The 22,586-nt window shown below is 57.2% G+C and carries 24 protein-coding genes and 1 tRNA gene; 8 read left to right on the top strand and 17 right to left on the bottom strand.

Annotation, left to right across the window (positions count from 1 at the left end):
- Nucleotides 1-38: 38 nt before the first annotated feature.
- From C0U40_RS02560 to C0U40_RS02570, 3 genes are all read right to left on the bottom strand, one after another.
- Entirely contained in the window at nucleotides 39-464 is a 426-nt protein-coding gene (locus C0U40_RS02560) for a fimbrial biogenesis chaperone (protein WP_180957599.1), read from the bottom strand.
- Between the two features lie 35 nt (nucleotides 465-499).
- Nucleotides 500-994 (bottom strand): Csu type fimbrial protein, encoded by a 495-nt coding sequence (locus tag C0U40_RS02565; protein WP_101654177.1) that lies wholly within the window; start codon nucleotides 992-994, stop codon nucleotides 500-502.
- A 407-nt stretch (nucleotides 995-1,401) separates the two neighbouring features.
- Nucleotides 1,402-1,477, bottom strand: a tRNA-Lys gene (locus C0U40_RS02570).
- Nucleotides 1,478-1,587: 110 nt separating this feature from the next.
- Here C0U40_RS02570 and dapF point away from each other — a divergent pair.
- The 5 genes from dapF (at nucleotide 1,588) to C0U40_RS02595 (ending at nucleotide 5,755) form a co-directional block, all read left to right on the top strand.
- Nucleotides 1,588-2,430 carry a diaminopimelate epimerase gene (gene dapF, locus C0U40_RS02575; RefSeq protein WP_435673785.1) on the top strand — a complete coding sequence of 281 codons (843 nt, stop codon included), beginning with the start codon at nucleotides 1,588-1,590 and terminating at the stop codon, nucleotides 2,428-2,430.
- On the top strand, nucleotides 2,427-3,692 hold the full coding sequence (gene mtaB / locus C0U40_RS02580) for a tRNA (N(6)-L-threonylcarbamoyladenosine(37)-C(2))-methylthiotransferase MtaB (protein WP_101654179.1): 1,266 nt from the start codon (nucleotides 2,427-2,429) through the stop codon (nucleotides 3,690-3,692). Before dapF ends, mtaB begins: the two co-directional genes overlap by 4 nt.
- A gap of 53 nt (nucleotides 3,693-3,745) precedes the next feature.
- Nucleotides 3,746-4,381: a glutathione S-transferase gene (locus C0U40_RS02585; RefSeq protein WP_101654180.1), complete on the top strand. Its 636-nt coding sequence runs from the start codon at nucleotides 3,746-3,748 to the stop codon at nucleotides 4,379-4,381.
- Nucleotides 4,382-4,398: 17 nt separating this feature from the next.
- Entirely contained in the window at nucleotides 4,399-5,025 is a 627-nt protein-coding gene (locus C0U40_RS02590; RefSeq protein ID WP_101654181.1) for an FMN-binding negative transcriptional regulator, read from the top strand.
- 127 nt (nucleotides 5,026-5,152) lie between these two features.
- On the top strand, nucleotides 5,153-5,755 hold the full coding sequence (locus tag C0U40_RS02595) for a glutathione S-transferase family protein (protein ID WP_101654182.1): 603 nt from the start codon (nucleotides 5,153-5,155) through the stop codon (nucleotides 5,753-5,755).
- A gap of 70 nt (nucleotides 5,756-5,825) precedes the next feature.
- Here C0U40_RS02595 and C0U40_RS02600 read toward each other — a convergent pair whose 3' ends face one another.
- The 10 genes from C0U40_RS02600 to C0U40_RS02645 form a co-directional block, all read right to left on the bottom strand.
- Nucleotides 5,826-6,614: a cytochrome c1 gene (locus C0U40_RS02600; RefSeq protein ID WP_101654183.1), complete on the bottom strand. Its 789-nt coding sequence runs from the start codon at nucleotides 6,612-6,614 to the stop codon at nucleotides 5,826-5,828.
- A 20-nt stretch (nucleotides 6,615-6,634) separates the two neighbouring features.
- Nucleotides 6,635-7,933, bottom strand: a complete 1,299-nt coding sequence (locus C0U40_RS02605; RefSeq protein ID WP_101654184.1) for a cytochrome b — start codon at nucleotides 7,931-7,933, stop codon at nucleotides 6,635-6,637.
- 12 nt (nucleotides 7,934-7,945) lie between these two features.
- Nucleotides 7,946-8,500, bottom strand: coding sequence for a ubiquinol-cytochrome c reductase iron-sulfur subunit (gene petA, locus C0U40_RS02610; protein WP_101654185.1), 555 nt, complete (start codon nucleotides 8,498-8,500; stop codon nucleotides 7,946-7,948).
- Between the two features lie 345 nt (nucleotides 8,501-8,845).
- On the bottom strand, nucleotides 8,846-9,991 hold the full coding sequence (locus C0U40_RS02615) for an iron-containing alcohol dehydrogenase (RefSeq protein WP_101654186.1): 1,146 nt from the start codon (nucleotides 9,989-9,991) through the stop codon (nucleotides 8,846-8,848).
- A 4-nt stretch (nucleotides 9,992-9,995) separates the two neighbouring features.
- Entirely contained in the window at nucleotides 9,996-11,369 is a 1,374-nt protein-coding gene (locus tag C0U40_RS02620; protein WP_101654187.1) for an aldehyde dehydrogenase family protein, read from the bottom strand.
- A 3-nt stretch (nucleotides 11,370-11,372) separates the two neighbouring features.
- Entirely contained in the window at nucleotides 11,373-12,737 is a 1,365-nt protein-coding gene (locus C0U40_RS02625) for a glutamine synthetase family protein (protein WP_101654188.1), read from the bottom strand.
- Between the two features lie 72 nt (nucleotides 12,738-12,809).
- Nucleotides 12,810-13,841: a TRAP transporter substrate-binding protein gene (locus tag C0U40_RS02630; protein ID WP_101654189.1), complete on the bottom strand. Its 1,032-nt coding sequence runs from the start codon at nucleotides 13,839-13,841 to the stop codon at nucleotides 12,810-12,812.
- A gap of 42 nt (nucleotides 13,842-13,883) precedes the next feature.
- Nucleotides 13,884-15,212, bottom strand: coding sequence for a TRAP transporter large permease (locus C0U40_RS02635; protein ID WP_101654190.1), 1,329 nt, complete (start codon nucleotides 15,210-15,212; stop codon nucleotides 13,884-13,886).
- On the bottom strand, nucleotides 15,212-15,781 hold the full coding sequence (locus tag C0U40_RS02640; protein ID WP_101654191.1) for a TRAP transporter small permease subunit: 570 nt from the start codon (nucleotides 15,779-15,781) through the stop codon (nucleotides 15,212-15,214). The genes C0U40_RS02635 and C0U40_RS02640 overlap by 1 nt, the downstream gene beginning before the upstream one ends.
- Nucleotides 15,781-16,548 (bottom strand): N-formylglutamate amidohydrolase, encoded by a 768-nt coding sequence (locus C0U40_RS02645; protein WP_101654192.1) that lies wholly within the window; start codon nucleotides 16,546-16,548, stop codon nucleotides 15,781-15,783. Before C0U40_RS02645 ends, C0U40_RS02640 begins: the two co-directional genes overlap by 1 nt.
- 120 nt (nucleotides 16,549-16,668) lie before the next feature.
- Here C0U40_RS02645 and C0U40_RS02650 point away from each other — a divergent pair, with 120 nt between their 5' ends.
- The 3 genes from C0U40_RS02650 to C0U40_RS02660 all read left to right on the top strand — a co-directional run bounded on the left by C0U40_RS02650 (nucleotide 16,669) and on the right by C0U40_RS02660 (nucleotide 18,406).
- On the top strand, nucleotides 16,669-17,541 hold the full coding sequence (locus C0U40_RS02650) for a MurR/RpiR family transcriptional regulator (protein ID WP_101654193.1): 873 nt from the start codon (nucleotides 16,669-16,671) through the stop codon (nucleotides 17,539-17,541).
- An 83-nt stretch (nucleotides 17,542-17,624) separates the two neighbouring features.
- The gene (locus tag C0U40_RS02655; RefSeq protein ID WP_101654194.1) at nucleotides 17,625-18,080 is read left to right on the top strand and encodes a tRNA (cytidine(34)-2'-O)-methyltransferase; all 456 of its coding nucleotides are present in this window, start codon (nucleotides 17,625-17,627) and stop codon (nucleotides 18,078-18,080) included.
- The gene (locus C0U40_RS02660; protein ID WP_101654195.1) at nucleotides 18,077-18,406 is read left to right on the top strand and encodes a DMT family transporter; all 330 of its coding nucleotides are present in this window, start codon (nucleotides 18,077-18,079) and stop codon (nucleotides 18,404-18,406) included. Before C0U40_RS02655 ends, C0U40_RS02660 begins: the two co-directional genes overlap by 4 nt.
- 73 nt (nucleotides 18,407-18,479) lie before the next feature.
- On the opposite strand, the gene C0U40_RS02665 is transcribed toward C0U40_RS02660, so the two are convergent.
- From C0U40_RS02665 to thiB, 4 genes are all read right to left on the bottom strand, one after another.
- Nucleotides 18,480-19,214 (bottom strand): gamma-glutamyl-gamma-aminobutyrate hydrolase family protein, encoded by a 735-nt coding sequence (locus C0U40_RS02665; RefSeq protein ID WP_101654196.1) that lies wholly within the window; start codon nucleotides 19,212-19,214, stop codon nucleotides 18,480-18,482.
- A 61-nt stretch (nucleotides 19,215-19,275) separates the two neighbouring features.
- Nucleotides 19,276-19,983 (bottom strand): thiamine ABC transporter ATP-binding protein, encoded by a 708-nt coding sequence (locus C0U40_RS02670; RefSeq protein ID WP_101654197.1) that lies wholly within the window; start codon nucleotides 19,981-19,983, stop codon nucleotides 19,276-19,278.
- Nucleotides 19,964-21,580 carry a thiamine/thiamine pyrophosphate ABC transporter permease ThiP gene (locus C0U40_RS02675; RefSeq protein ID WP_286134741.1) on the bottom strand — a complete coding sequence of 539 codons (1,617 nt, stop codon included), beginning with the start codon at nucleotides 21,578-21,580 and terminating at the stop codon, nucleotides 19,964-19,966. The genes C0U40_RS02670 and C0U40_RS02675 overlap by 20 nt, the downstream gene beginning before the upstream one ends.
- Nucleotides 21,556-22,581 (bottom strand): thiamine ABC transporter substrate binding subunit, encoded by a 1,026-nt coding sequence (gene thiB / locus C0U40_RS02680; protein ID WP_101654198.1) that lies wholly within the window; start codon nucleotides 22,579-22,581, stop codon nucleotides 21,556-21,558. Before thiB ends, C0U40_RS02675 begins: the two co-directional genes overlap by 25 nt.
- Between the last annotated feature and the right edge of the window lie 5 nt (nucleotides 22,582-22,586).

The following is a 22,586-nucleotide window of genomic DNA, read 5'->3' on the forward strand; positions in this document are numbered from 1 at the left end:
CATCCTGTCTTGAGGTGACAAACCGCAGGAGTTTTATCCTAAGAAGTAAAACACAGAGGTAGCGAGTGCCGTACTTGCAGCTTGACCATTTGCCCTTTGGTCCGGCGGTCAGGAAGACGGTCTACCAGAACCCGGTAGCATTCCCGTTTGCGCACAGCCCGTTTTTTGGTGCGAACTATGCGAACTGTCAGTTCCTGTCGGGGCCCGAGTTTGGCCGCAGGTGGGCTGATTACCACATCACGGGTTGCCTTGAGCTTTGACGGATCACTGCCTTCCTTCCATGCCATGACGCGCATCTGCACGATCGATGTGCCGCTGCCTTTGGCTTTTACGGTCAGGGTGGTCTGGCGAGCACCGTTGGCGGCTTCCAGTTTGGTGGGGGAGACCGAAAGCGCTTGCGCTTCGGCGCCCCCCGGCAGAAGCGCGAACAGCGCTCCCGCCAGAAATAGGTTTGATTTTATCATTTTTCTGCTCATTTTTTGAGCCGGTTAATCCGGCTTTAATATGTTAATGTGACGGTAATGGTGTCTGCGTAAACGCCCTGGACGTAGTCACCTGCGGGCACCTGACCGTACACACTGAAAGTCTGCGGGGCACCCGCCGTCACGGCAAATGCGTCGCCGAACTGCTCGTCGATACCCACTTCAGTTGTGTGGCCGCTGTCGGAGTGGATCGAGTAGGGCAGATATCCGGTCAGACCGTTGAACATGCGCCGTTGGGTGCCGCTCTTGTTGGTGCTGCCGCCCATGGTCAATGTAAGACCGGTTTTGGCTGTGGTGCAGGATACAGTGATCTCACCGGCAACTGTTTCGTTGGTTACTGCCGCACCATCGACAGTGCCAAAGGCCAGTCCGGGGGCGGCTGCGATAATGCACGTATCGTCGACCGTGGCAGAAACCGAGAGAACGGCCGTTTTCGTCGCGGAGACAACCGGAGCTGTCGAAAGAGCCAAGCCGGCTGCTGCAATGCTAATGAATTTGAAAGTATGTTTCATCCTGTTTCCCTTCACTTACTCTCATTCGGGTCAGTCGGATATTGGTCTTAAATTGAATTAGCTAACGCCGAATTTCTTTATTCACTCCTCAATGGTGCCGGTTAATATTGGTGAGACTATGTCCCGGCCCGCCGGTTCGGGTGCAATACAACTATAAGGCGATAACGCATTATAATAGAAAGTTTTTTTAAAAATCTCCCTCAGGTTGTTTTTCAGCTTTTGCAATTATGCAACACCAAAAAGCCACAAATTTGTCTAAATTCGTAGGGGTTTTCGGATGTTAAGCACGATTTGGGCAGAAGCAGAGAGAATCGCCCCTGCCATTCGGGTGACGGTCCGTGCCGCATTTCGGTTTTTCAGGGGTAAAACCAAAAAGGTCTGGCAAATTGCCAGACCTTTTGGAATTTTGGTGAGCCCTGATGGGTTCGAACCATCGACCTACTGATTAAAAGTCAGTTGCTCTACCAGCTGAGCTAAGGGCCCTCACCGTGCTGTGGGGGCGTCTTAAGGGGGCTGGCGGGTATGGTCAAGAGAGAAATTCCGAAATAATGACACGACTGGAATGATTGTGGACGAAGGGCTATATGGCGGGGATGAAAACACTCGATACACTTGATGGCGGGCTGCCGTTTCTGAAGATGCACGGTCTGGGGAATGACTTCGTCATACTGGACGCGCGCAGGGCGGATGTACCCATGACAGCGGCGGTGGCGCAGGCCATCGGGCACCGCTATTTTGGTGTGGGCTTTGACCAGCTTGTCGTATTGGGCAACAGCGATGATGCGGATGTGGATATTACCTTCTGGAATACCGACGGCTCGACTGCTGGTGCTTGCGGCAATGCAACCCGTTGTGTTGCAAGGATCATTCTGGACGAAACCGGAAAATCCGAACTGACCCTGCGTACAGAACGGGGACTTTTGTCTGCAAAGGAAGCAGGTGATGGTCTGGTCAGTGTGAACATGGGTCAACCACAGCTTGACTGGCAGGATGTACCGCTGGCACGTGACGTGGATCTTGTGGAATTGCCGATTGATGGCGCGCCGGGTGCTGCGGGAATGGGTAATCCTCACTGCGTCTTTGTCGTCGACGATGTCGAATCGCTTGATCTGGCAAAACTTGGCCCCGTTTACGAACACCATGAACTCTTCCCCGAACGCACCAATGTAGAGTTTCTGCAAATCATGGACCGTAACACGATACGGATGCGTGTCTGGGAACGGGGTGGCATGATCACTTACGCCTGCGGATCAGGCGCCTGTGCCAGTGCGGTCGTAGCCCACCGCAAAGGGCTAACCGAACGCAGGGTGACTATCAAGCTGGACGGCGGTGACTTGGAAATCGACTGGCGGGACGACGGTGTCTGGATGACCGGACCCACCCAACTGGTATTTTCCGGCGTTCTCTCCACAGATTTTCTGGACAAGATACAATGAGCAAGCCACCAGTGTTCGCCACTTTCGGGTGCCGGTTGAACACCTATGAAACCGAGGCCATGAAAGAACTGACCGCTGCGGGCGGTCTGGAAAACGCTGTGGTGGTGAACACCTGCGCTGTCACCGCCGAAGCCGTGCGCCAGTCCAAACAATCCATCCGCAAGCTGCGCCGCGAACACCCCGAAGCCCGTATTATCGTGACAGGCTGTGCCGCCCAGACCGAACCGGACACCTATTCCGCAATGGATGAGGTGGATCTGGTGATGGGCAACACCGAAAAGATGCAAGCGGACACCTGGATGAAGCTGGGCAAGGGCGCGGATTTCATCGGGGAAACCGAAGGTGTTCTGGTGGATGACATTATGTCGGTGAAACAAACCGCGGGACATCTGATTGACGGGTTTGGCAGCCGCAGCCGCGCCTATGTGCAGGTGCAAAACGGTTGCGACCACCGCTGCACCTTCTGCATCATCCCCTATGGCCGCGGGAACTCCCGCTCGGTACCTGCGGGAGTGGTTGTGGAGCAGATCAAACGCCTTGTCGCCAGCGGCTATAACGAGGTGGTTTTGACGGGCGTGGATATTACCAGTTGGGGCGATGACCTTCCGGGTAATCCGCCGCTCGGCGATTTGGTGCAGCGCATATTAAAGCTGGTGCCGGACCTGCCGCGCTTGCGGATTTCCAGCATTGATTCCGTTGAAGCAGACAACGCGCTTGTAGATGCCATTGCCGATGAACACCGTCTGATGCCCCATCTGCATCTGTCCTTGCAGGCCGGGGACAATATGATTCTGAAACGGATGAAACGCCGCCACTTGCGCGACGATGCCATCGCTTTTTGCAGCGATATGCGCAAAGCGCGGCCCGACATTGTTTATGGCGCTGACATAATCGCAGGCTTTCCCACCGAGACTGAAGAGATGTTCGAGAACTCTCTTAAACTGGTGGAAGACTGCGGACTGACTTGGCTGCACGTCTTTCCGTTCTCTCCCCGTCAGGGCACGCCGGCAGCGCGGATGCCCCAGCTTGAGAAAAGCGTGATCAAGGCTCGGGCCAAACGGCTGCGCGAGGCAGGAACACAGCGGGTGCAGGACCATCTGGCGGCGCAACTGGGCAAAACCCATTCCATCCTGATGGAAAACCCGCGCATGGGACGGACCGAAGGCTTTACCGAGGTGGCCTTTGCCAGCGATCAGCCCGAAGGCCAGATCGTGTCCGCTAAAATTACCGGCCATACAGAGAAATCCCTGCTTGTCGGCTAGGGACGGGGCCGAACGGCCTTGACCCTGCCGGTCGCGGGCGCTTGATTACCCCCATGACACGACCGATCCTATATTCCTTCCGCCGCTGCCCCTATGCCATGCGGGCACGGCTTTCGATTGCAGCCAGTGGTTTGCAGGTGGAGCTGCGCGAAATCCTATTGCGTGACAAGGCACCTGCCTTTCTTGCGGCTTCGCCCAAGGGGACGGTGCCCGTGGTGGTGGACGGCGATCAGGTGATCGAGGAATCCCTTGATGTGATGGAATGGGCGCTGGGCCAAAGCGACCCTGAGGACCTGCTTTATGCAGGGTCGCAGGCGCGGAAGTTGATTGTGCGCTGCGAGGCAGAGTTCAAAGGCCATCTCGATCGTTTCAAATACGCGGTGCGATATGAAGATGTGGACCCCGAAGCGGAACGCAAACTGGCCTCCACCTATTTGCGGGAACTGGATCAACGGCTGGACGGACAGGCCTATTTATTCGGGGACCGGATCGGCTTTGCAGATATCGGCATCGCCCCGTTTGTGCGCCAGTTTGCCAATACGGATCGCGCTTGGTTTGACGCGCAGGACTGGCCGAACCTGATCCGCTGGCTGGACGCCTTTATCAATAGCGACCGCTTCCAGTCTATCATGACGAAATATCCGAAATGGAAGGAAGGGGACGCGGAAACGTTATTCCCTGCTTCCTGACCTGAAAGGTCTTACCAATGCATCCCAATCCGGCTTTTCGTAAGGCAAACCAGGACGCAAATCTGGCCTTCGCACGGCAGCGTGCCTTTGGCGCACTTGCTGTGAACGGGCCGGAGGGGCCGTTGCTTGCACATATACCGTTTCAACTCTCTGAGGATGGTCGCCGGCTGGAGGCCCATCTGGTGCGCTCCAACCCCTTATGGCGTCTGCTGCAGCAGGACGGGCCACAACAGGCCGTGGTGGCCGTTGGCGGAGCAGACAGTTACATCTCGCCGGATTGGTACGGGTTGGATGATCAGGTGCCCACTTGGAACTATGTGGCGGTGCATCTGCGAGGCAGGTTACACGCCCTGCCGCAGCAGGAACTGGAAGGCATCCTGAACCGCCTCTCGGCAGCGATGGAGATGCGTCTGGCTCCAAAACCTGTTTGGGCGATGGACAAAATGGGCGGAGGCATCGCAGAGCGGATGATGCGGATGATTGCCCCCGTCGCAATGGATGTGACGCAGGTGGACGGAACGTGGAAGTTGGGCCAGAACAAGCCGGAAGCGGTGCGCATCACGGCTTCCGGTCAGGTCGCAGAACACGGCATCGGTCAAGAGATCGGGACGCTGGCCGGCCTTATGAAAGACCCGCCCTGCTAGCCCCGCTTCCGAAGAACGGTTGACGCAAACACCGCACTGCGCAAGGTTTATCCCGAGCAGGCAGCGCCCTGCGTGATCAACCTGTGTGCGGGCTATGCCCCGTCGCACCAGAAGAAAGAACTCTGACATGAAATTGCATTGGGCTCCGGCCAGTCCCTTCGCCCGCAAATGCCTCGTTTGCGCGAAAGAGACAGGCGTCGAACTGGAACTGGTTACAAGGGGTGGCACGCCTTTGATGACCGACAACATGCCACTTGAACAAAACCCGTTGGGCAAGATCCCCGCATTGGAGCGGGTGGATGGACCGGCACTGTACGACAGCCGTGTCATCACGCAATACATTAACGCGCAAGGCAACGGATCGCTTTACCCCGCGGCGCGCCTGTGGGAGGTGCTGACACTGGAAGCCACCGCCGACGGGATTATGGAAGCCGCCGTTCTGATGATTTACGAGGGCCGCGTACGCCCCGAAGAGTTGCGGTTCCCTGACTGGGTCGAGGCGCAATGGGCCAAGATAGAACGATCTCTGGATGCGATTGAAGCCCGTTGGATGAGCCATCTTTCCGGTCCGCTCGACGCGGCCCAGATCGCTGTCGGCTCTGCGCTGGCCTATCTGGATTTCCGCCACGGTGGACGGGACTGGCGGACCGGCCGCGACGGGCTGGCCGCATGGGAAGCAGAATTTTCCAAGCGCGAGGCGATGGTCGAAACGATGCCGAAAGACGCCTAGGGGAAGTTGGACCTTTGAACAAAAAAAAGGCGGGGAAATCCCCGCCCTTTTCTTTTTATGGCTTGCCTGATCAGGCTGCTTTTTCTTTGCGCTTGATCGGTGCCCAGATCTTTTTATTGGTCAGGTACAGCAGTACCGCCAGCAGGCCGAGGAAGAACAGGGACACAAATCCGAGCCATTTCCGCGCCATCATCTTAGGCTCTGCGGCCCACATCAGGAAGGCTGCAACGTCTTCGGACATGTGGTGCACATCGTTCTGGTGGCCGTCAGCATATTCCAGCTGCTCGTCCGCCAGAGGTGGCGCCATGGAAATCCAGCCGCCCGGGAAGGCAGTGTTTTCATAGAGCGTCACACCCGCTTGGGTTTTCTCTTCGCCGGTGTAGCCTGTCAGGATGGCTACGATGTATTCAGGACCACCGATCCCGTAGAGCAGCTGGTTGATCCCCAGACCCGAAGGTCCGTGGAAACCGGCACGCGCCTTGGCCATCAGAGACAGGTCTGGCGCACCAACAGCGGTGTTTGCAGGGAACTTGTCAGCCGGAACGGCAGGGCGGGTGTCGTCCAGTTCAGGGTCGTACACATCGTAGTTGGCTGCGTAGGCTTTCACCTGATCTTCAGAGTAGTGTGGACCACCCTCATCCGCCAGTGTGCGGAAGGCTACCTGACGCAGGCCGTGACAGGCTGCGCAGACTTCGGTGTAGACCTGAAGGCCCCGTTGCAGCTGGTTCTGGTCGAAAGACCCGAACGGACCGTCAAAGGAGAACGGGATGTTCTCGATATGACCCGCATCGCCAGCGGCATAGGCTGCGCCGCCGGACAGGCCAAATGCGACAGCGATGGAAAGAAGTATCTTTTTCATTTTGTCTCTCCTTAGCTCTCTTATTCGGCCGCAGACGCTTTGGCGTCTTTTGGCGGATAATGGGCATCGAAGTCAGCTTCGATGGTTTCAGGTTGTGGCAGCGGTTTTTCCAGAACACCCAGCAGCGGCAGGATGACAAGGAAATAGGCGAACCAGTAGATCGCACCGATCAGCGAGATGGTCGGGATCAGGCCTTCGGCAGGCTGGGAGCCACACCACATCAGGACCATGAAATCCAGAGCCAGTACCCAGAACCACCACTTGAAGGATGGACGGTAGCGGCCGGAGCGGACCGAAGATGTATCGGTCCAGGGGGCCAGAGCCATCACTGCGATAGAGCCGAACATGGCCAGAACGCCAAGGAACTTCGCATCAAGGAACAGTACGTCAAAGGTAATGGCGCGCAGGATCGCATAGAACGGCAGGTAGTACCATTCGGGCACGATGTGGGCCGGAGTAACCAGCGGGTTTGCCTCGATGTAGTTGTCCGGGTGGCCAAGGTAGTTTGGCATGAAGCCGACAACGGCCATGAAGATCGCAAGGATCACAACCAGTGCGAACAGGTCTTTGATCACAAAGTAAGGCCAGAACGGAACAGTGTCTTTCTCGGCGTCTGCTTTAGAGGTGCGGCGCACTTCAACACCTGTCGGGTTGTTGTTGCCTGTGGTGTGGAAGGCCCAGATGTGGACGATAACCAGACCGGCAATAACAAACGGCAGCAGGTAGTGCAGCGAGAAGAAGCGGTTCAGCGTGGCGTTATCCACCGACGGCCCGCCCAGCAGCCATGTTTGCAGGATCTCACCGATGCCGGGGATCGCGCCGAACAGGCCGGTAATCACGGTTGCACCCCAGAAGGACATCTGACCCCAAGGCAGAACGTAGCCAAGGAAACCAGTCGCCATCATCAGCAGGTAGATCAGCATACCGACGATCCATGTGATTTCACGCGGCGCCTTGTAGGAACCGTAGTAAAGACCACGGAAAATGTGGGCATAAACCGCGATAAAGAACAGGGACGCGCCGTTTGCGTGCATGTAACGCAGCGCCCAGCCGCCGTTCACATTGCGCATGATGTGTTCAACACTATCAAACGCCAGGTCAACGTGCGGGGTGTAGTGCATCACCAGAACGATGCCGGTAACGATTTGCAATGCCAGACAGAATGTCAGGATGATGCCCCAGATCCACATCCAGTTGAGGTTCTTCGGGGTCGGGATCATCAGTGTATCATACAGCAGGCCAACTACTGGCAGCCGCTTGTGAACCCATTTTTCGATGCCGGTTTTCGGCTCGTAGTGATCGTGTGGAATTCCAGCCATGATCTTTTCTCCTTAACCGAGCTTCAGCGTCGTGCCGTTCAGAACGGCAGTGGGCACAGGGAGGTTTTCAGGTGCCGGACCTTTGCGGATGCGGCCGGCAGTGTCGTAGTGGGAGCCGTGGCAGGGGCAGAACCAGCCGCCAAAGTCACCAGCATCCCCCAGAGGCACACAACCAAGGTGGGTACAGACACCCATCATCACCAGCCATTCGCCAGCTTCGTCCAAAGTGCGGTTTTCATCCGCAGCATCCAGACCGGGGTTGTTTGCATTCCGGTCCTGTGTGTCAGGAAGTTCGGAAACATCCACAGCGCGGGCCGCTTCGATTTCTTCGGGGGTACGCCGGCGGATAAACACCGGTTTACCGCGCCATTTGACCGTAAGCTGAGTGCCGGGTTCAACATCGGCTACATCAACTTCGATCGACGCGAGTGCTTGTACATCCGCGCTTGGGTTCATTTGATTGATCAACGGCCAAACCGCGGCACCAACGGTGACCGCGCCTGTTGTTGCCGTTGCAACATACAGAAAATCGCGGCGAGTGCCTGCGGGTTCATCAGCATGAGACACGTGCTTTTCTCCTTGCCAGGCCCGACTGTCCGGCGGGCTTGTTAACTGGGTCTGTCCAAAAGGGATTCCAGACAGTCACGGCGGGTATTACACATAGCTTTAGCGCTCGTCTAGCGGACTTTAGGCCGCAGCGCGCGACTCTTGGGCGCTGTGTCGGATGTGGCAACATTTTTTCAGGGATTTTGACGGGGCACAATGGCCTTGGCCCTTGGTTTCGGGCCGGTTTGCCGAAAAACACAGCAAGATGCGTGATTTCCGGGCGAGTCGATCTGGGGGTGGGAGAGGAATTTTACAAGTGCGTTGCTCTGGCGCACCAGTGTGGCGCGTCAGAGCAACAGATCGGTGTTACAGGCAGGCTTTGAAAAGCGCCGTAACGTTTTCTTTGGTCAGCTTGACCGGATTGCCGCCACAGCTTGGGTCTGTAAGGGCAGATGCGACCAATGCATCAATGTCGGGATCTGTCACGCCCAGTTCTGTCAGGGTCGCCGGAATCCCGAGCGAAGCATTCAACGCACCCACAAAATTGTAGAATCCGTCAAACCCGCCTTCAATGCCTAAATAAGCCGCTGCCTGTGTCAGGCGCTCTTCCACTTCGGGGCGGTTCAACTTTAGAACTGCCTGCATCACGACCGCGTTGGTGGTGCCGTGGTGGGTGTGGTGGACTGCGCCGATCGGGTGGGACATTGCATGGATCGCGCCAAGCCCCTTCTGAAACGCCGTGGCCCCCATGGCAGCGGCAGACATCATATGGGCGCGGGCTTCGATATCTGTTCCATCGTTATAAGCGCGGGGCAGGTATTCCTTGACCAGCCGCATCCCTTCCAGCGCCATGCCTTGGGACATGGGGTGGTAATGGGGGGAGCAGAAAGCTTCCAGACAATGGGCAAAAGCATCCATGCCGGTGCCTGCGGTGATCATTGGTGGCATGCCAACAGTAAGTTCGGGATCGCAGATCACGACGGACGGCAGGAACTTTGGATGGAAGATGATCTTCTTTTCGTGGGTTTCGCTGTTGGTGATCACTGATGCACGGCCCACTTCTGAACCGGTGCCGGCAGTGGTCGGTACGGCCACGATCGGGGCTATTCCATCCGGATCGGCGCGGGTCCACCAGTCCCCTATATCTTCAAAATCCCAGATCGGTCTGGTTTGTCCGGACATGAAGGCAACGAGCTTTCCGAGATCAAGACCGGAGCCGCCGCCAAAGGCGATCACACCGTCATGGCCGCCTTCGCGGAACATTTTGATACCGGCTTCCGCGTTCATTTCGGTCGGGTTCGGGTCCACATCCGAGAACATCGCACGGCCAAGTCCGGCGGCTTCCATCAGATCCAGTGTGGATTGTGTGATCGGCAGGTAGGACAGGCCTTTGTCTGTGACCAGAAGCGGTTTCTTGATTCCCGCTGCGGCGCAAGCATCGGCGAGTTCGGAGATTCGGCCTGCGCCGAAACGGATAGCGGTCGGATAGGACCAGTTTGCAGTCAAAGACATCGGGTCAGCCCTTTTTCAGGTGGTAGGATTTTGGACGGGTGAGGTTGTGATAGCCGATCACGGACAGGCCACCGCCGCGCCCTGTATCCTTGCAGCCGGTCCAGCACAAGCCGGGATCGAGATAGTCGGCGCGGTTCATAAAGACGGTTCCAGTTTCGATCCGGTCCGCAATCGCTTCGGCGCGGGCGGCGTCCTGTGTCCAGAGCGATGCCGTCAGGCCAAAATCGCTGTCGTTCATCAGGGCAATCGCCTCTTCGTCATTCTTGACGGGCATGATCCCCACAACCGGTCCGAAGCTTTCTTCGCGCATAACGCGCATGTCATGGGTCACATCGGTCAGGATTTGCGGCATCAGATAGGCACCGCCGTCTTCGGGGAAATCCGCAGGGTCGATGTGGGCCTTTGCACCGGCGGCAATGGCTTCGGCTGTCTGGGCGCGGACCTCGTCCGCGAAGCGTACATGGGCCATCGGGCCGATGGTGGTGTCCTGCTCCAGCGGATTGCCCAGCTTGTAGCCCTTCACAATCGCCACGGCCTTTTCGACAAAAGCGTCGAACAGGGACTCGTGGACGTAAATCCGTTCAATGCCACAGCAGCACTGGCCCGAGTTGAACATCGCACCGTCAATCAGCGTATCAACAGCTGCGTCCAGATTGGCGTCTTCCATCACATAGCCGGGGTCTTTACCGCCCAGTTCCAATCCGATGCCGGTGAATGTGCCAGCCGCGGCCTGTTCCATTGCCTTGCCGCCGCTGACAGAGCCGGTGAAGTTCACAAAGCCGAAGGCGCGGTCCGCAATCAGATCGGATGTGGTCTGATGGTCGAGGAACACATTCTGGAACACATCTTCGGGAATACCAACCGAATGGAAAGCCTTTGCCATACGTTCGCCCACCAGCGGGGTTTGCGAGGCGTGTTTCAGCATCACCGCATTGCCTGCGATCAGGGCAGGGGCCACGGTGTTGATCGCGGTCATATAGGGATAGTTCCAGGGGGCAACCACAAGAACCAAACCGTGGGGCACCCGTTTGATCACGCGGCGGAAGGCGTCGGAATCCTCAACTTCGATCGGAGCGAGCGCCTCTTGCGCGATGCTGGCCATATAGCTGGCACGTTCGTTAAACCCGCCAAATTCGCCGCCATAGCGCACGGGACGCCCCATTTGCCACGCGATTTCGGGAACGATTTCGTCGTTCATCGCGCCCACTGCGGCAACGCCGGCCTCAACCAGTGCGATCCGGTCGGCAAGCGGTTTTGCAGCCCAGTCTGCCTGTGCAGCCTTGGCCCGCGTCACAGCAGCATCCGCCTCGGCGCGGGTCAGGGTGGGACGTTCGGCATAAACCGACCCGTCTATGGGGGAGATACATTTGATCGTCATGGATTAAGCCCTTTCAAAGCCCCGTGCGATTTCCCAATCGGTTACAACACGGTCGAATTCTTCTTGTTCCCATTCTGCTGCGCGGGTGTAGTGGTCGATCACATCGTCGCCCATCACCTCGCGCAGGAATTTCGAATTGCGCAGCAGTTCGGTTGCCGCACGCAGGGTCTGGGGAATGTCGCCAGCCTTGGCATCCTCGTAGACATCGCCTTTGGTCGGGGCAGAGAGTTCCATTTTCTCTTCGATCCCCTTGATCCCAGCGGCCAGCATCGCGGCCTGTGCAAGGTAGGGGTTCAGATCGGACCCGCCGATGCGGCACTCCACGCGGATGCCTTTGGTGCCGTCGCCGCAGAGACGGAAACCGGCGGTGCGGTTGTCTACGGACCAGACGGTTTTGGTCGGCGCGAAAGTGCCTTTCGCAAAGCGTTTGTAGCTGTTCACATAAGGCGCTAGGAAATAGGTGTAATCCGGCGCATAGGCGATCAGACCGGCCATATAGTGGCCCATCATCTCGGACATGCCCAGATCACGGTCCTTGTCAAAGAAGGCAGGCTCTCCGTCTTTCCACAGGGACTGATGCACATGAGAGGACGATCCCACCCGATCCTTGTGCCATTTCGGCAGGAAGGTCGCGGCATGGCCGTTCTGCCATGCGATTTCCTTAATCGCGTGTTTGGCAATGGAGTGATAATCAGCGCAGTCGAGCGCTGCGGAATAGCGGATGTTTAACTCTTCCTGACCGGATTCCGCTTCACCCTTGGAGTTTTCAATGGGCAGGCCCGCCGCATACAGATGGTTGCGGATCGGGCGCATGATGCCTTCTTCCTTGGTTGTCTGGAAGATGTGGTAATCTTCGTTATAGCCGCTGATCGGTTGCAGATCGCGGAACCCGTCGCGGCGCAACTCGTCCAGTGTCTTTTCAAACAGGAAGAATTCCAGTTCGGTCGCCATCATCGCGTCAAAGCCCAGTTCTTTCAGGCGGGCGATCTGCTTTTTCAGCATGGCGCGGGGGGAATGGGGGATCGGTTCGTGGGTGTGGTGATCCAGAATATCACACAGCACCATTGCGGTGCCTTCCAGCCAGGGCACAGGGCGGATGGTGTCAAGATCGGGCTTCATGACGTAATCGCCATAGCCGGTTTCCCAACTGGTCGAGGCATAGCCGTCAGGGGTGGCCATTTCCAGATCGGTGGCCAGCAGATAATTACAGCAGTGTGTCTCTTTGTAGGAGGTCTCTACAAAGTTAACAGCGTGGAAGCGTTTGCCCATCAGGCGGCCTTGCATATCCACAAAACAGACAAGAACGGTGTCGATTGATCCATCGGACACGCGGGACTTCAGATCATCAAAACTAAGATTGGCAGGCATGGTGATTCCACTTTCTAATCGGACCAAGGGCGGCAGAACGCCGCCCTTGGAATGTCATTTCAAAGACCGGCTTCAGGTGTAGCGGTACGGACGACCTGCTTTCAGCATGTCGGCGTTGTACTTCTTGATGATGTCCACCACGCGGCGTTTTGTTTCGGATTCTGCAGCGATTTCTTCCCAGAATTCCTGCGCAGCGGTTTCCACTGTCGCCCATTCTTCGTCCGGAATGGAGGTCAGTTCCATTTTCGGGCCGTTGACACGCAGGTCGGCCTCGCCACCCCAGTACCACCACTGACGGTAGTAGTGAGACTGGTCACAGCATACACGGAACAGTGCTTGCAGGTCTTCGGGCAGTTCGTTCCAGCGTTCCATATTGGCAAAGAAGGAACCGGCCCAGGCGCCGGAAATGTTGTTGGTCAGGAAGTAGTTGGTCACATCGGCCCAACCGACGGTGTAATCCTCGGTGATGCCGGACCATGCGATCCCGTCGAGTTCACCGGTTTGCACTGCGACTTCGATGTCTTCCCAAGGCAGGTTTACAGGTACAACGCCGAACTGGGACATAAAGCGGCCCGCTGTCGGGAAGGTAAAGATGCGTTTGCCCTTGAGGTCTTCAAGGCTGCGGATCGGATCTTTGGTGGCAAAATGGCACGGATCCCATGCACCGGCAGAAATGTGTTTCACGCCGACTTTTGAATACTCTTCGTCCCAGATCTCGTTCAGGCCGTATTTGTTGAACAGCACAGGCACGTCGAGCGAGTAGCGCGATGCAAACGGGAAATACCCACCAAACACGGTCACTTCGGTCGGGGAGGCCATAGAGTCATCATCGGATTGCACAGCGTCGATGGTGCCACGCTGCATCGCCTGAAACAGTTCGCCGGTCGGGACAAGCTGATCCGCGAAGAATAGTTCGATCTGCATGCGGTCGCCTGCGATCTTGTTGAACATTTCAACGGCAGGCACAATTACATGTTCTGCCAGTGCAGCACCTGCATAGGTCTGCATCCGCCATTTGATGGTGCTTTGCGCCAGTGCAGGGGACGCGAGAGCAGCAGCCGGAGCTACGGCAGCGCCCTGAATAAACTTACGTCTGGTTGTCATAGTCTTTCTCCTTGTTTTGATTGGGGCCGGTTGGTCCGGCTTCTAGGGTTTGTTGTAAATGTAATCGGGCAGCCAGGTGGCGATGCCGGGGAATACCATTACCATGATCAACGCCAGCAGCATGACCAGCACAAAAGGCGTGATCGACGCATAGATGTCCCGCAGTCCGATCTCTGGCGGTGCCATAGCGCGCATCAGAAACAGGTTATAGCCGAATGGCGGTGTCATATAGGCGATCTGAGTCGTGATCGTATAAAGAATACCATACCAGATCAGGTCAAAGCCAAGCGCACCAACCAGCGGCACATATAACGGCGCAACAATCACCAGCATGGCGGTATCGTCCAGAAACGTTCCCATCAGGATAAAGCTGAGCTGCATCAGGATCAGGATCATCCACGGGCTGAGGTTCAGTTTCTCTGTAAAGACGCTTTCGATTGCCTTGACTGCTCCCAGACCGTCAAACACCGCGCCAAACGCAAGAGCGGCGAGAATGATCCACATAAACATGCAGGTAATGCCAAGGGTGTTGCGCACGGAGTTTTCAAACACTTCGCGGGTCATACGGCCTTTCAGAACCGCCGCGACAAAGGCTGCCAGCGCCCCGATGGCAGAGCTTTCCACCAGAGAGGTCCAGCCGTTCACAAAAGGCACCATCATCACGGCGAAGATCACAATAGGCAGGATGCCGGCCCGCAGCAGGCGCATTTTCTCGGCGCGGGGAATATCCCGTTCGGAAGCATCAAGAACCGGACCCAGAACCGGATTCATCCGGCAGCGGATCACGATATAGGCAATGAACATCCCCGCCATCATCAGGCCCGGCACCACACCAGCCAGCCACAACTGGCCCACAGGCTGCCGCGCGATCATGGCGTAAAGCACCAGCACAACAGAAGGCGGCACAAGAATACCAAGGGAAGACCCCGCCTGGATCACCCCCGTGACCATCCTTTTGTCATACCCCCGCTTTAACAGTTCGGGCAGGGCAATGGTGGAACCGATCGCCATGCCAGCCACCGACAGGCCGTTCATGGCGGAAATCAGCACCATCAGCCCGATCGTCCCGATCGCCAGCCCGCCGCGCAGGCCGCCCATCCAGACGTGGAACATCTTATAAAGATCATCGGCAATTTTGGATTCCGACAGCACATAGCCCATGAAAATGAACATCGGCAGCGTCAGCAGCGGATACCATTTCATCAGCTTCATGGCGGCAGAAAAGCCAATATCAAATCCGCCCTTGTCCCCCCAGAGCAGCAGGGCCGCGACAACAGCGATAAACCCGATGGCCCCGAACACCCGCTGACCGGTCAGCAGCATTAGCATCATCGAGGAGAACATCAAAGTGGCGATTAATTCATAGGACATTAGATTTCTTCGCCTTTAAGTCGCAGCACGTCTTTCAACAGCTCGGAGATGCATTGCAGGAGCATAAGAGTCAGGCCGGCAATCATGATGGATTTTATCGGCCAAAGGTAGGGACGCCATGCCGAGGAAGAGCGTTCCGCGCGGCCCACTTCTTCGGCTCCGGTGGCAAGACCGGCAAGGAAGGAGAACGGCTCGCTGCCCCAATACCCAAGGGAATAGGCGGTCGAACTGACCGCGCCATAGATCATGACGGCGAGATAGAAGATCAGGAACAATACGGTAATCAGATCGGTCCATGCCTTTCGTCGCAACGACCATTCACCATAAAGCAGGTCCATCCGCACGTTCGATCCCAGTTGGATCGAATAGGGCCCGCCCAGAATGTAATAGGCCACCATGCAGAACTGGGCCATTTCCAGCGTCCAGAGCGAGGGCAGAAAGAAGGTTTTGCTGATCGAGGACCACAGCAGGATGCCCATCAGCACAAAAATGCCGTACATCATAAAGCGGCCGATACGATAGTTTACAGCGTCAACAGCGCGAATATATCCGTAAGCTAACCCGCGCATTAAGCCTGCCCTTCTTCTGCCAGGGCGATCATGGCGGCGAACAGCCAGTCGCAGATCGTGTCGCCCATGTCCCGTTGCTGATGTTCCGACACTATCAGATCATTCCGGACCTCCAGCATCACATTGGCGTAACCGTGTGGCAGGCCGTGTTCTTTCAGAGTGTGTGTCACACCGTTTTCAGGGCCGTAGGGTTCGTTGCGCTGGACGACAAAAGCGCTGCCTTGCGCAGCATCCAGCATACCGTCCGCCAGTCGCGTGTCGCTGTCATGTAGAATGCCGATTTCAACGGTGCGCGGGTTCCCGTGATAAACCGGCGTAAAGCTGTGAACCGTCACGATAACCGGCGTCGCACCGCTCGCAGCTGTTGTCTTGATAGTGTCGGCAAGTGCCTTTCGGAAGGGGTGGTAGTAGGTGTCTGCGCGTGCCTGACGGGCCGCATCATCCAGTTCGGCGTTACCGGGAACCACCACCAGTTCGCTGCGGGCCGGCATTGCGTCCGGTGCGCTGGGAGGGCGGTTGCAATCGTAAACAAGGCGGGACACCTTGCTGGCCACCAGTTTTGCATCGAGCCTTTCTGCCATCCGCCTTGCAACAGCCAGTGCGCCCGGATCCCATGCCGCATGGCTGAGCCGGTCAGCTTTCGCGAGTCCGAGATCCTGCAACTCGGGCGGAATAAAAGATGATGCGTGTTCGCAAACCAACACGACAGGCGATGCGCCCGCGGGGTTCAGAACCTCTACAACGTCTTCTGCATTGGTGGCAGTCATTGAAACTATTTTCCCTGTTCCGGTTAAACTTCTTGCGCATCGGGGAATATGTCAACAGAATTGTGTTACAAAAAGAACAGAAGCCGCAACGTTGTAATTTTAGTCGTCAAACGAGACCCCATGCCAGAAAACCAGCCTACTATTTCCGACCGCATCCAACGGGAGCTGGACAGGCTGACCCGAGCCGAGCGCCAGTTGGCCCATTCGATTCTGGAAAACTATCCGGCCTCGGGGCTTGGCCCGCTGGCGACACTGGCCAAGGACGCCAATGTCTCGGCGCCAACCGTGGCGCGCATGGTGCAGAAACTGGGGTTCAAGGGCTATCCGGAGTTCCAGACCGAGCTGCGCGAGGAGTTGAAAGCCAAGGCAAAGAACCCGATTGCCAAGCATGATACTTGGGCAGAAGGCGCGCCATCGGGGCATGTGCTGAACCGTTTTACCGATGCGGTGATCGATAATATCCGCCACACGCTTGGACAGATCGACCCGGATGATTTTGATGCGGCCTGCGGGTTGATCGGAGATCCGGACCGCGCCCTTTATATCGTTGGCGGGCGGATTACCCATACAATGGCGGAGTATCTGTTCCTGCATGCACAGGTGATCCGCGCAGCGGTGACACATATCCAGTCCACATCCAATACATGGCCCCACTACCTGCTGGACGTGAAAGAGGGCGATGTTTTTGTGATCTTTGACAACCGCCGCTATGAAAACAACACGCTGAAACTCGCAGAGATGGCTCATACGAAAGGTGCCAAGATTATCCTTTTTACCGACCAGTGGCGCTCTCCGGTGCATCATCTGGCCGATATCTGTTTCAGCAGTCGAATCGTAGTTCCCTCTGCATGGGATTCTGCGGCGACAACTCTGCTGTTGGTTGAAACGGTGATTGCTGCCATTCAGGACCAGAACTGGGCGCAGACCAAAGACCGGACCGAACGGCTGGAGGATATGTTCGACCAGACCAAACTGTTCCGCAAATTTACCTGACCCGAAAGGCGCTGCGGGGTTAAACAATTCGCGCCGTAAATCGCCCTATTCCCTTCATTGCGGATTTACCCTATCGCAGAACCATGAGACTTGCCGCTTACCAACCCGATATCGCCCCCAATCTGGGCGCCATGATCCGCCTGTCGGCCTGTTTCGGCGTGCCACTGGATATTATCGAACCCTGCGGTTTTCCCCTGTCGATCAAGGCCTTGAAACGCTCTGCGATGGATTATGCGGATATTGCCGATCTGACCCGCCACGACAGTTGGGACAGCTTTGCAAAGGCCCCGCGGGACGGGCGGATTGTGTTGATGACGACACGGGCGGAACAGTCGCTTTGGGAATTTTCTTTTCAACCGGGCGATACGATCCTGATGGGGCGGGAAAGTGCGGGCGTGCCGCAGGACGTGCATGATTTTGCACAGGCGCGGGTGAAACTGCCGATGACAGGGCAGGCACGCAGCCTGAACGTGGCAATGAGCGCGGGAATGGCTGTCAGTGAAGCATTAAGACAAATGAACAAAAGGAATATGCCATGACTTGGGTTTATCTGCTGCTGGCCATCGGCGCCGAAGTGATTGGTACTGTGTCCCTGAAAGCCTCTGACGGGTTGAGCAAACTGCCTTTTGTGGGTCTGACAGCGGTGGGATACGCGGTCTCTTTCTATTTTCTTGCAATCGTCCTGCGGAGTTTTCCGGTCGGGCTGGCCTATGCGGTCTGGTCCGGTGCCGGTGTTGCGGTCGTGACAGTAGCGGGTGCGCTTTTGTTCGGGGACAGGATCGACACAGCCGGTTTTGTCGGGATTTCCTTGATTGTCTGCGGCGTGCTGGTGATCAATCTGTTTTCGTCTTCCGTTCCGCATTAACCCTTTGGCGCACGGGGGCATTCTGCCCCCGGACCCCCGAGGATATTTGCCCCAAAAAGAGCATTGGTTGCGTTCAGGGTTTTGTTGCGGCGCGGATTAGGGCGTCAAACAGGTTTTGCTGGCTCTTATCTGTTTCTGCCGAAAGTTCGGGATGCCACTGCACAGCAAGAAAGAACGGGTGGTTCGGATCTTCCAGCCCTTCGACAATACCATCCGGTGCGTGGGCCACAGCGCGTAGCGCAGGGGCCACGCGGTTGATCGCCTGATGGTGGCCGGAAAACGTGTCGACCTCGGTGCAATCCATCACTTGTGCCAGTTTCGAGTCCGGATCAACGGCGACCGGTTGGCGGGTCCACCCGCCATCTGCGTTGCGGTGAATGTCGCCGGGATGAAGGTCGGGAATATGCTGGAGAAGATCCCCGCCAAGCGCAACGTTCAGCACTTGCATCCCCCGACAGATGAAAAGGACCGGTATGTCCTTTCGCGTCTGTATGACTTTCAGAAGGGCCAGTTCGGTTTCATCCCGTTCCGTTGATGCTTTAAGCTGGTTCGGATGCTCCGGATTCCCTTTGTAATATTTAGGGTCCATATCGGTGCCGCCGGTAAAGATGACTCCGTCCAGAACACGCAACCAGTCCGCGTAATGGGGTTCGCCAGAGGGCAGCAGCATTGCGATCCCGCCCGCGCGACGCACGGCATCAACGTAAAGGGCAGGGGTGCTGTAGTAATCGTCGTAGTAGTTTTCCACCGCTTCTACGTCGGTGCGCCCTTCGGTCAGGATGCCGATGAGCGGCCTTTTATGTGTCATCTCGGGACGGCCTTGCAGAATGGATCAGGTCTGTCTCTAAAATCCTGCGGCGCTGGTCCTGTCAAGAGGGCGGACGGCCGAGATAGCGTTGCAGAACCTCGGGCGGGTTGGCCATCAGGGTCTTCGTGTCAACAGGTGGGTGGGCCTCGCCCTCTGCGATAAGCAAGGTCTGGTCGCTGATGTGAATCGCGTCCTCGGGCTGGTGTGTAACCATGAGCAGTGTTGCTCTGGCTGCCTCTGTGATCTCGGCGACGAGTTCGAGCATCTCCAGCTTGAGCGCGGGGCCAAGGGCTGCGAAAGGCTCGTCCAGCATGAGAACCGGCTTGTCCCGCAGCAGCGCACGGGCGATGGCGACCCTTTGCTGTTGTCCACCAGAGAGTTCCGCAGGCCGTTTGGCACCCTGCGCTTCCAGTCCGACCCGTGCCAGCGCCCGTTCAACCGTTGTGTGTTCCGCCTCTGAAAGCCTGAGATCGGGGCGCAATCCGAGACCGATGTTCTGCGCGACTGACAGATGGGGAAACAGGTTGTGGTCCTGAAACAGCAGGGTGACAGGCCGCTGGGCCGGGTGGGTGCCGGTGATGTCTTCACCCCGCCACAGAATACGACCGGTTTCGGGTGTTTTGAAACCGGCCAGAGCAGATAGCAGGGTGGATTTCCCTCCGCCTGACGGTCCGAGCAGGGCAATTTTATGCCCTTCTTCAATCTCAAGATCGGCGCTGAGGGTAAACTCCCCCTGCGTCAGGCGCAGCTTATCGAATGTGATGGTCAAGGCGACCTCCGCGATCAAAGGCCCAGAACAGGGCGAGAGATGTGCCTACGAGCAGCAGTGCAGCACCGGCTGCGGCTTCCATCTGATAGGCTGCCATAAGACGGTACATGGTCAGGGGCAATGTGGCAAAATCCGGCGGGGCAAACAGCGCGATCACGCCGAGATCCCCCATAGAGAGTGCCGCCGACAGTCCGGCTGCAAAGCCTGCGGCCCGTTTGATCCGTGGCCAGATGGCGATACGGAACAGGGTAAGACCGGTCATGCCCAGAGAAGCACCCAGCCGCCCGTAGTGATCCTCTGCCCGTTGCAGCGCGGGCAAAAGGATGCGCAGGGCAAAGGGCAGCGACATGGTGGCATTGACTGCAATGGTGATCGGCAGGGCGAGCTTAAACGGGTCGATTACTGGGTTGAGCAGAACGAACAGTCCCGTGCCGATGACAAATGGCGATGCGGCCAGAGCGAGAAAGCCGATAGCTTCCAGCAGGGCGGCAGCTTTGCTGCGGCGGGCCATATCGGTGATCAGTGCTGCCAGCGCCAGCGCCAGCACGGTGGCCAGCAGTGCGGCGGGGATGGTGATCAGCAAGGAGTTCAACAGGGCAGGCCAGATCTGTGGCGGAAGAGAGAACATCGGGGGCAGTCCGCGCAGGACAACCGATCCGAGCGGTGCGAAAAGGAACAGCGCAACCGTCAGCAGGAGAACCGTATCAAAAACCCGCGTTCCGGGTTCGGTGCCATCCCAGCGCGCTGGCGGGTGGTCCAGCCCGATGGAGAAGGCTGTGGGCTTTGCCAGCGCCAGCGTCGCTCCGGCTGTGGCAGTACAGAGCGCGAATTGCAGGATGGACAGAAGTGCTGCCTTGGACAGGTCGAAGTCAAACCGTAGCGCCTGATAGATGGCAAGTTCAATCGTCGTTGCGCGCGGGCCGCCGCCGAGGGACAGGGCCACAGCAAAACTGGTCAGGCACAGCAGGAAGACCAGCAGAAAGGCACCTGGCACAGCGGCGCGCAGCATCGGGCGCTCCAACTGGCGGTTCACGTCCCTGCTGGTAAAACCGAGCTCTGCCGCAAGCCGGAAATGTTCTGCGGGTATCGTCATCCAACCTTGCAGGATCAGTCGGGTTGCAAGGGGCAGGTTGAAGAATACATGGGCCAGAACAACGCCGCTGAACCCGTAAATATTGAGCGGCGCCAGCCCCAGTGCTGTCAATCCGCCGGAAATCAGGCCGGAGCGTCCCCAGATCGAAACAATCCCGAGAACCGCTACAATGGCCGGCAGAATGAAGGGTGCACCGAGCAGGGCCACCATGACCTGACGGCCCCAAAACCTGCGCCTTGCCAGAGCGCGTGCGGTGGGAATGGCAAGGGCGACGCTTAACGTTGCCGAAAGAAGAGCCTGAATTACGGTAAAACGGATTGCAGCCCAATCCGCCAGAGTGAAGCCGCGCCCCGCAGTTGCCTGTGAAGCTACGGCAACCACGGTTCCAATCGTCAAAAGCAGCACCACCAGTAGGGCGGCGCTGCCTGCAAGCGTTTTGAACAGGGACGGGCGGGACAGAAGCCCCTTGCGGCCCGGAACTACTGGCTGAGCGCGGTCAGCCATTCGGCCAATGCGTCCTCTCTGATTGCTTCCACTTCGGCATCGCTGAAGATCAGGCTGTCTTCGGGGGTGATCAACTGTTCAAATCCCTCGGGCAGGCCGGCGTCAGGAAATTTTGCAGGATACATCCAGTTTGTTGTCGGAATGATCGACTGGAAGGCATCGGTCGTCATGAAGTTCAGGAACTGGTCGGCCAGTTCCGGTTGGTCTGTCGCTGCAAGCTTTCCGGCCACTTCGATCTGCATGTAATGGCCCTCTTCAAAAGAAGCTGCTGATTTGGTGTGATCTTCTTCTGCGATGATGTGGTAGGCTGGGGAGGTGGTGTAGCTTAGCACCATATCCGCTTCTCCTTCCAGAAACATGCCATAGGCTTCGGACCAGCCCTTGGTGACGGTAAGGATGCGCGGTGCAAGAGATTCCCAAATGTGTGCGGATTTGTTCGGGTAGGCCGCTTGGACCCACATCAAAAGCCCCAAGCCCGGAGTGGAGGATCGGGGGTCCTGAATGACGATCTTCAGGTTTTCGTCTGCTTCGATCAGTTCTTTGAAACTGCCGGGCACGTCTTTCAGTTTGGTATTGTCATAAACAAAGGCGAAATAGCCCCAATCGTAAGGTGCAAACGTGTCGTCGCTCCACTCTACAGGCAGGTCAAGACCGGATGGCGCAGGCGAAAGTTTCGCGAAGAGACCGGTAGCTTTGGCGCGTGCCGTAAGATTGGTGTCGAGCCCGAGAACCACGTCAGCATCACTGCGCGCGCCTTCCAGTTGCAGGCGGGACAAAAGGGCTGCGCCATCGCCGGCATTGATTAGTTGCAAGTCGCAATCACAAGTTGCCTCGAAGGCTTTTTCAACTTGGGGCCCCGGTCCCCAATCCGTGACAAAGCTGTCGTAGGTGTAAACGGTCAGGACAGGCTTGTCCTGTGCGTGCGCGATGCCAGCAAGAGTTGCAGACAGGCCGATTGATGTGATGCAGCCGATAAATGCAGCGCGTAGAGGAGAAAACATTTCTT

The organism is Neptunicoccus cionae, assembly GCF_002860325.1.
Classification (GTDB): Bacteria; Pseudomonadota; Alphaproteobacteria; order Rhodobacterales; family Rhodobacteraceae; genus Amylibacter; species Amylibacter lutimaris.